The following is a 12,935-nucleotide window of genomic DNA, read 5'->3' on the forward strand; positions in this document are numbered from 1 at the left end:
GGTAGGTTTTTTAATACATGGAGAGTTAATACGATGAGAGTTGGTTTAGTTGGTTGGCGCGGTATGGTTGGTTCAGTCCTTATGCAGCGTATGGTTGAAGAGAAAGACTTCGACCTAATCGAACCAGTATTCTACAGTACTTCTCAAGTTGGTATTCCTGCTCCTAACTTAGGAAAAGACGCAGGCTTACTGCAAGACGCATATGATATTGAAAGCTTAAAACAGCTTGATGCGGTAATCACCTGTCAAGGTGGTAGCTACACAGAAAAAGTGTTCCCTGCACTTCGTCAGGCTGGTTGGAAAGGCTACTGGATTGACGCGGCCTCTACGCTACGTATGGCTGAAGATTCGATCATCACACTTGATCCTGTGAACTTAAAGCAAATCCAACAAGGCATCCACGGTGGCACGAACACATTTGTCGGTGGTAACTGTACGGTTAGTTTAATGCTAATGGGGCTAGGTGGTCTATTTGAGAAAGGCCTTGTTGAGTGGACAAGCGCAATGACTTACCAAGCCGCATCTGGTGCTGGTGCGCAAAATATGCGTGAATTGATCTCGCAAATGGGCGTTATCAATGACTCTGTTAGCTCTGAACTTGCAAACCCATCAAGCTCTATCCTAGATATCGATAAGAAAGTCGCGGATACAATGCGCAGCGGCTCTTTCCCTACCGATAAATTCGGTGTGCCACTAGCTGGTTCGTTGATCCCATGGATCGATGTGAAGCGCGATAATGGTCAGAGTAAAGAAGAGTGGAAAGCGGGCGCCGAGGCGAATAAAATTTTGGGCTCTCAAAGTTCACCTGTCCCAATTGACGGTACTTGTGTGCGTATTGGCGCGATGCGTTGTCACTCTCAAGCACTTACTATCAAGCTTAAACAAAATGTACCAATGGACGAAATCGAAGAAATCATCGCCACTCATAACGATTGGGTGAAAGTGATTCCTAACGACCGTGACATCACTGCTCAAGAGCTAACACCGGCAAAAGTTACGGGCACAATGTCTGTACCAGTGGGTCGTCTACGTAAGATGGCAATGGGTGATGATTTCCTAAATGCTTTCACTGTTGGTGACCAACTGCTTTGGGGTGCTGCGGAGCCATTGCGTCGTACTCTGAGAATTATTCTGTCTGAGAAAGCATAATCACATCAATCCTTTATTTGATGACAAAATAAAAGAGCTCCGTAGGGAGCTCTTTTTTCATGCGTCGTCTTCCGTTCGAACGACTCTTTTGTCTGGATCGGCTAGTTCACTACCACAATGTTTACAGTAAATTGCGTCAGAGTCGTGCCCTGCGTGGGAGCAGTTTGGGCATTTCACCAATACTTTGTGCGATTGCATCTCTTGGTGCAGTTCGGCAGTGAAAATACCTGTAGGTACCGCCAAAATGGAATAACCCAGTAACATGGTGAGTGATGCAAGCCCTTTACCTAGGTCTGTTTGAGGGACCAAGTCACCATACCCAACCGTTGTGATGGTCACGATCGCCCAATAAATACTTTTAGGAATGCTAGTAAATCCGTTTTCAGGTCCTTCAATGATAAAAATCAATGAGCCGAAAATCGTTACCATAATGGCGACGGAGCTAAAGAAGATAAAAATCTTTCTGCGCGCCATAAGCAGTGAACGTAAGAGGATATTGGACTCTTGGAGGTATCGGACTAACTTGAGTATGCGGAATATTCGCATCACTCGCAGCGCCCTGATCACACCCATAAACGAAGCGGATGGGAAGAAGAGTGCTAAATAAGTGGGCAAAATCGCAAGTAAATCGACGACACCATAAAAACTCTTTGCGTAGGCGGCAGGTTTAGGAGAGCAATAAAGCCTTAGAAGGTATTCAATCGTGAATAGGCCAGTAAATGTGTATTCAATAAACTTCAGCTCTTTTTCCCACTCGGCCCGAACGGAGGGTATCGAATCTAACACCAGTACGATTAACGAGCTGATGATCGCGATAATGAGAGCAATATCGAACGTTTTACCAGCTTTGGTATGAGTACCAAAAATGGTGACATATAGAGTATGTTTAAGAGAGTCAGTCGTCATGACAAAGCGATCCATTGTTGAATCGCTCTATCATACAATTTTATAGAAACTCAGGCTAATCCTGGAAATAAGTTGCGTAAGCCATTCGCAATAAACTCTATGCCAAGCGCGCCCAATATCAAACCCATGATACGAGTAATGACGTTGATTCCAGTTTGACCTAAAAATCGTACGATCAATGGGGCAGAGCGGAACAATAGCCATGAACAAAGGCAGAACAAACCAATCGTAATACTAATGCCCACGGTATCGAACATGCTTGGGTAGCGTGCACCATAAACAATAGTCGAACTGATTGCACCAGGCCCTGCCATTAAAGGCATTGCAAGAGGGACCACACCAATCTGTTCACGACTGACGTATTCCGTTTTCTCTTGTTTGTTCTGCTTATCTTCCCCCAGTTTACCGCTCATCATCGAGAATGCGATGCTAAGTAATAGCAACCCGCCAGCGACACGAAACGAATCCAGAGAAATACTGAACATGTCTAACAGTAACTGACCAGCAAAAAGCGAAATGATCAGGATGATCGCAACAGCCACATTTGCTGTTGTTGCCGTATTGCGCTTTTCGTCTGGTGTCATATGCCCGGTTAGTGACACAAACACAGGCATGATACCAACAGGGTTTACTGCGGCAACCAAACCGAGAAAAAACTGCAAGAAGATAGCAAGTTCAAAAGTTTGCATGTTGCTTACTCATCAAAGTTCACATTAGTGAAAAGGAGAAGGGGTAATTTGGGCGTAATGTAAGGCAAAAGTTAGGTTGTAAGAAATGAAAAAAACTAACGCATTCCCTGCCATTTAAGTGAGAAAAACTAATTCTTTAATAAACTGTATCTAATCTGGAAAGGAAATGTTACGTATAAAGTTGCTGATAAATTGCACTGTTTTACATAAACGTTAACATTCGCACATTTTTGATAAAAACCAAGGTGGTTTGTAGAGAGATGTATTCGGTTCGATATACTCTCAGTAGCACAAAGAATTGGTCCTACATGTAATTTTGTTGGTCAAAAATGAAACTTTTTTACAGGTTGTTGTAGTTTCTTTTATTTATTTGTCCATTTGCTTCTTTTTTACTCAATAAAAAATGAAAGTTAATTTATTTGTTTATCAATTATTTATGTCATTTTGGTGTGATGAGGCACCACTTTGGTAGTATTTAGGTGGTGAGAACTGATCCAAGTCAATTTTTTTCACACTCTGAAATATTATACTCAGTCCTGAAAGCAATTTACTAAGACGTTTGTTTTCTAAGTGACTGATAAACAGTAAAAACGATAAGTAATAGCCTTAGTAAAAAGTTTTTAATATTTGTTAATTTTAGGAGATTCCCTATGCCTGTAACTAATATGGCTGAACTAGATGCAATGGTTGCTCGCGTTAAGAAAGCGCAAGAAGAGTTCGCTACTTACTCTCAAGAGCAAGTAGATAAAATCTTTCGTGCAGCATCGCTTGCAGCTAACCAGGCCCGTATCCCGCTAGCTCAACAAGCGGTAGAAGAATCTGGTATGGGTATTGTTGAAGATAAAGTAATCAAGAACCACTTCGCTTCTGAGTTTATCTACAACAAATACAAAGACGAACAAACGTGTGGCATCTTAGAAGAAGATGACAACCTAGGTACTATGACTATCGCTGAGCCTGTAGGCATCATCTGCGGTATCGTACCAACGACTAACCCAACTTCTACAGCGATCTTCAAATCTCTAATCTCTTTGAAGACTCGTAACGGTATCATCTTCTCACCACACCCACGTGCGAAAAACTCAACTAACGATGCAGCTAAACTCGTTCTAGATGCAGCAGTAGCAGCAGGCGCACCAAAAGACATCATCGGTTGGATCGACCAGCCTTCTGTTGAGCTTTCAAACGCTCTAATGAAACACGATGACATCGCTCTTATCCTTGCAACTGGTGGTCCAGGCATGGTTAAAGCCGCTTACTCTTCTGGTAAGCCAGCAATCGGTGTAGGTGCAGGTAACGTTCCTGTTGTTATCGATGAAACAGCAGACATCAAACGTGCTGTTGCTTCTATCCTTATGTCTAAGACTTTCGACAACGGTGTAGTATGTGCTTCTGAGCAGGCTGCAATCGTAGTTGACGAAGTATACGACGAAGTGAAAGAGCGTTTTGCTTCTCACAAAGCTTACGTACTAAGCAAAGCAGAAGCTGATAAAGTTCGTAAAGTGCTTCTTATCGATGGCGCGCTAAACGCGAAAATCGTAGGTCAGCCAGCAGCAGCAATCGCTGAAATGGCAGGCGTTAAAGTTCCAGCAGACACTAAAGTTCTTGTTGGTGAAGGTCTGGGCAAAGTATCTCACGATGACGCATTCGCTCACGAGAAACTATCTCCAACTCTAGGTCTATTCCGTGCTGACAACTTCGAAGACGCGGTTGCTCAAGCGGTAACTATGGTTGAGATTGGTGGTATCGGCCACACATCTGGTCTTTACACTAACCAAGATACTAACGCTGACCGTATCCGTTACTTCGGTGACAAGATGAAGACAGCTCGTATCCTAATCAACATCCCGACTACTCACGGCGGTATCGGTGACTTGTACAACTTCAACGTTGCGCCATCTCTAACGCTAGGTTGTGGTTCTTGGGGTGGTAACTCTATCTCTGAGAACGTAGGTCCTAAACACCTAATCAACAAGAAAACTGTAGCGAAGCGAGCTGAAAACATGTTGTGGCATAAACTACCTAAGTCAATCTACTTCCGTCGTGGTAGCCTTCCAATCGCGCTGGGCGACCTAGAAGGTAAGAAACGTGCATTCCTAGTAACTGACCGTTTCCTATTCAACAACGGTTACGCAGATGACGTAGTAAGCCTACTAAAAGCTCAAGGCATGGAAGTTCAAACATTCTTCGATGTTGAAGCTGACCCAACACTGTCTGTAGTAGAGAAAGGTGCGGCTCAAATGGCTAGCTACCAACCTGACGTTATCCTAGCGCTAGGCGGTGGTTCACCAATGGATGCAGCGAAAATCATGTGGGTAATGTACGAGCACCCAGAAACTCACTTTGAAGAACTAGCAATGCGCTTTATGGACATCCGTAAACGTATCTACAAGTTCCCTAAAATGGGTAAAAAAGCTGAGCTTGTATGTATCACTACAACTTCAGGTACTGGTTCAGAAGTTACTCCATTCGCGGTTGTTACTGACGACAAGACTGGTGCTAAATACCCACTAGCTGACTACGAAATCACGCCAAACATGGCAATCGTTGATGCGAATCTAGTAATGAACATGCCTAAGTCTCTAACAGCATTTGGTGGTTACGATGCAGTAACTCACGCTCTAGAAGCTTACGTTTCTGTTCTTGCTAACGAATACTCAGATGGCCAAGCTCTTCAAGCACTTAAGATGCTAAAAGAGTACCTACCATCAAGCTATGCGAACGGTGCAAATGACCCAATCGCTCGTGAGAAAGTACACAACGCAGCTACTATCGCTGGTGTTGCATTTGCGAACGCATTCCTAGGTGTTTGTCACTCAATGGCTCACAAACTGGGTGCTGAGTTCCACTTGCCACACGGCCTAGCTAACGCACTACTTATCTCTAACGTGGTACGTTACAACGCGAACGACAATCCAACTAAACAAACTGCGTTCTCTCAATACGACCGTCCACAAGCACGTCGTCGTTACGCTGAAGTTGCTGACCACCTAGGCCTAAGCCAAGAAGGTGACCGTACTGCTCAGAAGATTGAACGTCTACTAGCATGGTTGGATGAACTAAAAGTTAACCTAGACATCCCAATGTCTATCCAAGCGGCAGGTGTTGCTGAATCAGATTTCGTAGCGAAACTGGATGAGCTAGCGGTAGAAGCGTTCGATGACCAATGTACTGGTGCGAACCCACGTTACCCTCTAATCAGTGAACTTAAAGATGTGTTGATGGCTTCTTACTACGGTAAAGCATTTGTTGAAGGCGAAACTTTCGAAGGTACAACTGTTATCAAGAAGAAAGCAGACCAAGAAGCAGCAAAAGCAGCACCTAAAGCAAAGAAAGAAAAAGCTGACGCGTAATTAAAAAATCGAGTGAGCAAGGTTTTCGCTAGCACGAAACCTTAATCGGGAAAAGGTTAAAGCCCCAGTCAAATGACTGGGGCTTTTTTTATTTTGGTGCAGGAGTTACATCTGGCTTGGGAAAACAGAGTTGCTGTGTATGCTTACACTTCGGTCGCAACTACTCGGCCACTGAAGTATTCATTCGCGACGATGTATGCTGTGTTGCGGACTAGTTCGTCTTGGATCTCAGCCCAGTGCCTCTCGTTGAGCTCTTCTTTTGTATGATTTACCGAGGGAATAACGCCGCCCACTCGAATGTTGAATGGTGTGAGTTCTTTTGCCCAGCTGTGAGTAAAACCTGACACCAACGCCGCCATGCTTTCAACTCCCGTAAAGTCTTCATGGTTGTCATGAGAAATGACGTTAACAATGACGCCTTTCTTGTTTCTGGCTCGAAAGCGCTCTGCTCCTACTTGGCCGTAGGTATAAAGGAAGCGTGCCGCAGACGACAAGTGATCAATGTAAGTACTCATTGGTTCTGGCGCCATTAAGCCAGGCATAGGGGAGCTGGTCCAGCAATTAACAATCACATCTGGTGTCGCACGTAGCTGTGATTCTATCTGGTCAAACAATAAGTTAATGGACGTTGTGTTATCACTACACACATTCATCGCATACACTTTGTCAGTGAAAGCGTTGATTTGCTCATAGCTCGCTCTCAAAGCGCTAGAATTTTGGTCACAAAGAATCAACGTTGCTCCAAGGTGAGCAAAGTGATTTGCACAGGTTCTTCCTATAACCGAACCTGCAGACGTGACGAGAATAATTGATTCTTTGATATCCATAGCACCTTCACTGTATCCATATGTGAAAAACAATACACCAGTGGTTTGTGCTAATAGCATGGTTGAAATTCGTTGGGTTCAGTGTGAAAGGCTTCAAACTAACGCTTTCGAGTGAGGACTATTGTGCGGTAATTTGTAAGATGTCACATTTCTGACGTGTAGGTATTGCAAGCTATTGGATAAAAAGCGGATCTCTATGCTTTAGCTTGAATTTGATGCTGACGTTGAGCCGTCACTAGCTGATTATATAGCCCAGCATCTGGGATCAGTTGTTTGTTGCGTTCGCCCAATCTGCGTCGCTCATGACCAGATAGGTTGTGATAAACCTCCTCTGGTAGGTTGAATGTGTCTTCAGGCAGGTAAGTCAGCGCATCTGGTTTTAGGTAATGGCTCAGCTTTGCGGAAGGCAATCCTGCATCGTGAAACTGTTTCGCTTGTTCAGCTGCGAGTTCATAGCTGCTGCTATCAGAACGAAGAGCTTGAGGTTGCGATAAACCCAATTGTTGGCGAAGAATACTGTCACTGGTGATGACTTCCTGGACCTCTTCAACTGGGACCACATCGCGAACATCATTAGAGAACATAGACAGAATCAGCGAAAAATCGGCACGACGACCTTCGTGAACAGCATGGTTGATACCGTTGCCGAACTGAATTTCGTTGATAATTGCAGCTTTGTCTAACGTATGAATTTGCATGATGTTCCTCGCTCGATGCTCTTTTAACGGCGTGGATAAGAAAAACTTTAGTAAAAGAGGGAATTATTTAAAGGTGCTAGGGAAGGCGAAACAAAAAAGCCCGCTAAATAGCGAGCTTTTGAATAAGACTAAATTGAACTTAGGGGGGGAAGTATATTACTTCGCTAGGTTCTCAGCTACGAAGTCCCAGTTTACTAGAGCCCAGAAGCCGTTCATGTAATCAGGACGTACGTTGCGGTAATCGATGTAGTACGCGTGTTCCCATAGGTCAACAGTTAGAAGTGGTGTTGTACCTTCTTCTGTTAGAGGAGTAGCAGCGTTAGAAGTGTTAACGATCTCTAGAGAGCCATCAGCTTTCTTAACAAGCCAAGTCCATGAAGAACCGAAGTTGTTGATTGCTGAATCAGTAAACTTCGCTTTGAATTCTTCAAAAGAACCGAATGCTGCGTTGATTGCGTCTGCAACTGCGCCAGTTGGCTCGCCGCCCGCATTTGGAGCAAGACAGTGCCAGTAGAACGTGTGGTTCCAGATTTGCGCTGCGTTGTTGAATACGCCACCAGTAGAAGTCTTGATGATCTCTTCTAGAGTTTTGCCTTCGAACTCAGTACCAGGGATAAGACCGTTAAGCTTAACAACGTAAGTGTTGTGGTGCTTACCGTGGTGGTAGTCTAGAGTCTCTGCTGAGATGTGTGGTTCTAGTGCGTCTTTCGCGTAAGGAAGAGCTGGTAGTTCAAATGCCATTACTCGATTCTCCATTGATTTGAAAGGATGACCTTTCGATTGCTTCCAGTGTTTTTTTATAGCTATGTCGCCTTTAAGGCTGACTTGCTAAGTATTTTAGCAAGTTTTTACTTTATTAAAACCCCGATATGAAAATATTTTAAGAGGTTAGCAGTGGTGAAGTGCTGCATTGCTCGCCAATGAGCAACCTAAAATTAAGCCTTATTAATTATATGGTTTTTATTCTGTCGTTATTGAGTAGAATGTGGCAAATAAATAAAGTTCAAACCCATGAATGAGGAAGCGATGGAAACTATCGACAAAATCAAACAGCAGATCTCTGAAAACTCAATCCTGCTGTACATGAAAGGATCACCGAAACTACCTAGCTGTGGTTTCTCTTCTCAAGCGTCACAGGCACTAATGGCATGTGGTGAGAAGTTCGCTTACGTAGACATTCTGCAAAACCCAGATATCCGTGCTGAGTTACCAAAGTACGCGCAATGGCCAACTTTCCCTCAACTATGGGTTGAAGGTGAGCTTATCGGCGGTTGTGACATTATTCTAGAAATGTTCCAAAAAGGTGAACTGCAGCCTCTAATCAAAGAAGCAGCAGCGCGCGCTGAAGATCAAGCTGAGTAATTCGTAAATACTCACATTTAGCGATAGAATACGAAGGAGCCGTACTGGCTCCTTTTTCTTTTTAGGTTAGTGGAATGAACATAAAGCTTTGTTCTGACTGCCTATCTCGTAAACCTCGCGAAGCCATGTAAATTCCGCCTAGTGTATACAAAAACTTCAATATGCATTTTAATGCATTTTGGCGCGTAATTACGATGTATGCCGCCATCTATTTCGTAAAGTCGTTTTCAAACATCATTGCTTACAGGTCTTGACAAGGGAGTTGCTACAAATGGTATTTGGTTAAGGAATTACACTAAAGGCAATTTGAGTCCCCCAGAATTTTGAGGCCAACTTATTTCGGTACAAAATGCACTCGAAGAGTAAGCCCCATCATAAATCGGCATTGGACGCTAAAAATCAAGTTTTGGAAGGATTATGACAGTTTACAAGATAATAGATAATTTAAGAGAATTTCAAACGATCTGCTCTGGTCCCGATGAAATCGCTAGCCAGTTAGGTGACTTCGACTATTTTGAGAGGATCTTGTTACAGGCAATTAAAAATCAATCTCTGCAAGATATTTGGAAGCCTGTGGAGGTAAAGTTTCAAGATGTATTTAAGTACAATTCTCTATTGCCTGATATTAGTTTGTGGGCGCGAACATATCTTGTTTTATCTCCGAGGGCATATGAAATATTGAATGCTTATCTAACTGAACACGGAGAGTTTTTACCTGCTAACTACCAAGGTGGGCAATGGTATTTATATGCATCACTGACTTTTGGACAAGAAAACAAGAGAAAGTGCGTAGAAAAAATCGCATATGGGAGCCGAGATGGGTTAGATACCCTTGTTTTTATTGACGATGATGTTAAAGACAAAATGGTTTTCAAGTCTCGGCTAGAAGGAGCGGGCACCTTGTACTGTACAGATAAGTTTAAGGCTTTGTGTGAACAAAATCAGCTCAATGGCATCATGTTTTCTTCTAATTTGACAGACCCATTTAATTAGTGATTTTTATTAATATGAAAATACTATTTCTCTGATACTGGGGTTTGGAAGCACTGTAATGGTCGACGAGAAAATTAGCTTTCTCCTCTAAAACGCAGCTTTTTTAGGCCTGTTTCCTTCATGAAGAATGATTTGAAAAGTAACTTACCCATAGGTAGCACCTGGTAGTAAAACATGAGGAGTTGATAGATTAATGACGGTTTATAAAATTTTCGACTGTCACAATGAATATAAAATCGTGAGCACTACGCTTAGTTCTGTAGCTAGGCAGTTAGGTGACATTGATTTAATAGAAAAAATCGTTGTGCAGCCATTAGAAAACTTTTCTTTCAAAAGTATATGGGGTGAAGTAGATATTGAGTTTGAAGATGTTCTCAAGAAAGACTCATTACTTCCTGATATCAGTTTATGGTTACGGGTTTTCTTAGTGCTTTCCCCTAAAGCTTATGCATCTTTAAAAGAGCCATTGAGCAAAGTAGGCGAGTTCTTATCGATTCGTTATAAAGGAGAGGAATGGTACCTGTATACACCGTTGGAGTTTGGGCAAGAAGATGAAGATAAGTGCGTCCAAAAAATTGAATATGGCAGCTTAGCAGGTGTAGAGGTGTTAGTATTTAATGAAAGCGACGTTGCAGAAAAGGTTGTTTTCAAGTCAAAGATGCTAGGAGCGAGCTTTCTGTATTGTACTGAACATTTTAAGAGTTTGTGCGAACAAAATGAGCTAGGTGGGCTAGAGTTCTCAGCTGACAGACTTGTTTATCTAACCTAAGATCTACAATGAAACTTAACACGCCTCGTATAGACTGGCTTTAGAGCGAATTATTAAGATACAGCAGTTTTTCAACTTATGAGACTGTATAATTACTCTGAGATTTTGAAATGATTTTAAAGGTTTAATTATTAAAGTGGATATAAAGCTTTACTACGTGCATGACCCAATGTGCAGTTGGTGTTGGGGTTACAAACCAACGCTGGATAAACTAAAACAGCAACTGCCAGGTGTGATTCAGTTTGAGTATGTGGTTGGTGGTCTTGCGCCAGATACTAATTTACCGATGCCGCCCGAGATGCAACAAAAACTCGAAGGTATTTGGAAGCAGATTGAGCGCCAGTTAGGCACTAAGTTTAACTACGATTTCTGGAAGCTTTGTACGCCAGTTAGAAGCACTTACCAATCTTGTCGTGCGGTTATTGCAGCGGGCTTTCAAGACTCTTATGAGCAGATGCTAGAAGCGATTCAGCATGCGTATTACTTACGTGCGATGCCTCCTCATGAAGAAGCCACTCACTTGCAACTAGCGAGAGAAATTGGCTTGAATGTTCAGCAATTCAAGAATGACATGGATGGCTCTTTCTTAGAGGGTGTGTTCGAAGATCAATTGAGCCTTGCAAAGAGCCTAGGTGTGAACTCTTACCCTAGCTTGGTTCTTAAAATTAACGACGCTTATTTTCCGATTGCCATCGATTACCTGTCGACAGAAGCAACCTTGAAGCTGATTCGTGAGCGTATTATTGACAATATGCCAGCGCAATAACCACAGTTATGAATAACAAAAAGCCGCTCATTGAGCGGCTTTTTCGTAACTAAATGTATATCCATCCAAGCAATAGTATTAAAGCACCATTGCTGCAATCCAACCAAAGATGATTAGAGGGATATTGTAATGGATAAAGGTTGGAACGACTGTTTCCCAAATGTGCTCATGTTGACCGTCGGCATTTAGACCAGATGTAGGGCCTAATGTAGAGTCAGAAGCTGGAGAGCCTGCATCACCTAACGCAGCCGCAGTACCTACCAGTGCAATCGTTGCCATCGGCGAGAAGCCGAATGCTAGCGCAAGAGGCACATAGATAGTTGCAAGGATTGGAATCGTAGAGAACGATGAACCAATGCCCATTGTTACCAACAGACCAACGATCAGCATCAGTAGTGCAGCTAAAGGCTTATTGTCACCGATGCTGGTTGATAGCGATTGTACTAGTGTTTCAACACCGCCAGTTTGCTTCATTACTGCTGCAAAACCTGCCGCTGCAATCATGATGAAGCCAATCATTGCCATCATGTGTACACCTTTAGTGAACACGTCGTGCGTCTCTTTCCATGCAATAACGCCGCCGAAAGTAAACACCATAAAGCCAGCTAGAGCACCGATAATCATTGAACCCGTGTAAAGCTGAACACCCAATGCAGCGACAATACCAAGTGCCGCAACTAAGATGTGCTTTTTATTGATGACATGATCGGTTTCGTCAACGACAGTCAACTCAGTTTCTTTGTAGACACGCGGTTTACGATAGCTAACAAAGATAGCCAGTAATAGACCAAACAGCATGCCTGCACCTGGCAGTAACATGGCGGTTGGGACTTGGCTTGCAACCACGTTTTCCAAACCGTTGTCATGTAGGTTCTTTAATAGAATGTTGTTTAAGAAAATACCGCCGAAACCAACAGGTAAGATCATGTAAGGTGTGATCAAACCGAAGGTAAGAACACACGCGACCAAACGTCGGTCGAGCTTAAGTTTCGCGAATACGCCCAAAAGAGGTGGAATCAAAATTGGAATAAAGGCGATATGGACCGGAATTACGTTCTGAGATGACATCGTGACAAGCACTAACGCCACCAACACGGCGTACTTTAAGCCAGTAGTGGAAGCGGAGTTTTCTTTACCATTTAAGCGCTTGATAACACTTTTGGCCAGTAGATCCGTGATGCCTGATTTCGAGATGGCAACAGCGAAAGTACCTAACATGGCGTAGCTTAGCGCGATAGTTGCACCGCCACCTAGACCACTTTCAAATGCGGCAACCGTATCCCCAAGGCTCATGCCTGCGACTAGGCCGCCTACGATGGCACTAAACGTGAGGGCAACCACCACGTTTACGCGCATCAATGCTAACACGAGCATGACGCACACTGATATAACGACAGGATTCATACTTTTCCTAATATGTTGT

Annotated in this window: 12 protein-coding genes; 6 read left to right on the forward strand and 6 right to left on the reverse strand. The window is 43.2% G+C overall.

The genetic code is table 11. The features are described from left to right. Positions 1-33: 33 nt before the first annotated feature. Positions 34-1,149 carry an aspartate-semialdehyde dehydrogenase gene (gene asd / locus R7Z77_RS02630; protein WP_005380727.1) on the forward strand — a complete coding sequence of 372 codons (1,116 nt, stop codon included), beginning with the start codon at positions 34-36 and terminating at the stop codon, positions 1,147-1,149. 57 nt (positions 1,150-1,206) lie between these two features. On the opposite strand, the gene R7Z77_RS02635 is transcribed toward asd, so the two are convergent. Continuing rightward, positions 1,207-2,070, reverse strand: coding sequence for an ion transporter (locus R7Z77_RS02635; RefSeq protein WP_005380728.1), 864 nt, complete (start codon positions 2,068-2,070; stop codon positions 1,207-1,209). A 35-nt stretch (positions 2,071-2,105) separates the two neighbouring features. After that, a complete protein-coding gene (locus R7Z77_RS02640; RefSeq protein ID WP_005380729.1) occupies positions 2,106-2,744 on the reverse strand; it encodes a YchE family NAAT transporter in 639 nt (212 codons plus the stop codon). Between the two features lie 650 nt (positions 2,745-3,394). On the opposite strand from R7Z77_RS02640, the gene adhE reads away from it, so the two are divergent. Continuing rightward, positions 3,395-6,097 (forward strand): bifunctional acetaldehyde-CoA/alcohol dehydrogenase, encoded by a 2,703-nt coding sequence (gene adhE, locus R7Z77_RS02645; RefSeq protein ID WP_005380731.1) that lies wholly within the window; start codon positions 3,395-3,397, stop codon positions 6,095-6,097. Positions 6,098-6,240: 143 nt separating this feature from the next. On the opposite strand, the gene R7Z77_RS02650 is transcribed toward adhE, so the two are convergent. From R7Z77_RS02650 to sodB, 3 genes are all read right to left on the reverse strand, one after another. After that, on the reverse strand, positions 6,241-6,984 hold the full coding sequence (locus R7Z77_RS02650; protein ID WP_064354206.1) for an SDR family oxidoreductase: 744 nt from the start codon (positions 6,982-6,984) through the stop codon (positions 6,241-6,243). Between the two features lie 134 nt (positions 6,985-7,118). Further along, a complete protein-coding gene (locus R7Z77_RS02655) occupies positions 7,119-7,622 on the reverse strand; it encodes a VC2046/SO_2500 family protein (RefSeq protein WP_064354205.1) in 504 nt (167 codons plus the stop codon). 156 nt (positions 7,623-7,778) lie between these two features. Continuing rightward, a complete protein-coding gene (sodB, locus tag R7Z77_RS02660; RefSeq protein ID WP_005396533.1) occupies positions 7,779-8,363 on the reverse strand; it encodes a superoxide dismutase [Fe] in 585 nt (194 codons plus the stop codon). 285 nt (positions 8,364-8,648) lie between these two features. Between sodB and R7Z77_RS02665 the strand changes: the two genes are divergently transcribed. The 4 genes from R7Z77_RS02665 (at position 8,649) to R7Z77_RS02680 (ending at position 11,512) form a co-directional block, all read left to right on the forward strand. Further along, positions 8,649-8,984 carry a Grx4 family monothiol glutaredoxin gene (locus R7Z77_RS02665; protein WP_017635833.1) on the forward strand — a complete coding sequence of 112 codons (336 nt, stop codon included), beginning with the start codon at positions 8,649-8,651 and terminating at the stop codon, positions 8,982-8,984. A gap of 417 nt (positions 8,985-9,401) precedes the next feature. Further along, positions 9,402-9,977: a hypothetical protein gene (locus R7Z77_RS02670; RefSeq protein ID WP_053349607.1), complete on the forward strand. Its 576-nt coding sequence runs from the start codon at positions 9,402-9,404 to the stop codon at positions 9,975-9,977. 193 nt (positions 9,978-10,170) lie between these two features. After that, the gene (locus tag R7Z77_RS02675; RefSeq protein WP_064354204.1) at positions 10,171-10,746 is read left to right on the forward strand and encodes a hypothetical protein; all 576 of its coding nucleotides are present in this window, start codon (positions 10,171-10,173) and stop codon (positions 10,744-10,746) included. Between the two features lie 136 nt (positions 10,747-10,882). Beyond that, the gene (locus tag R7Z77_RS02680) at positions 10,883-11,512 is read left to right on the forward strand and encodes a DsbA family protein (RefSeq protein ID WP_213896241.1); all 630 of its coding nucleotides are present in this window, start codon (positions 10,883-10,885) and stop codon (positions 11,510-11,512) included. A 78-nt stretch (positions 11,513-11,590) separates the two neighbouring features. Here the strand turns inward: R7Z77_RS02680 and R7Z77_RS02685 are convergent, their stop codons facing one another. Then, on the reverse strand, positions 11,591-12,916 hold the full coding sequence (locus R7Z77_RS02685; RefSeq protein WP_017821192.1) for a Na+/H+ antiporter family protein: 1,326 nt from the start codon (positions 12,914-12,916) through the stop codon (positions 11,591-11,593). Positions 12,917-12,935 lie beyond the last annotated feature (19 nt).

This window comes from Vibrio sp. 1401 (assembly GCF_033340295.1).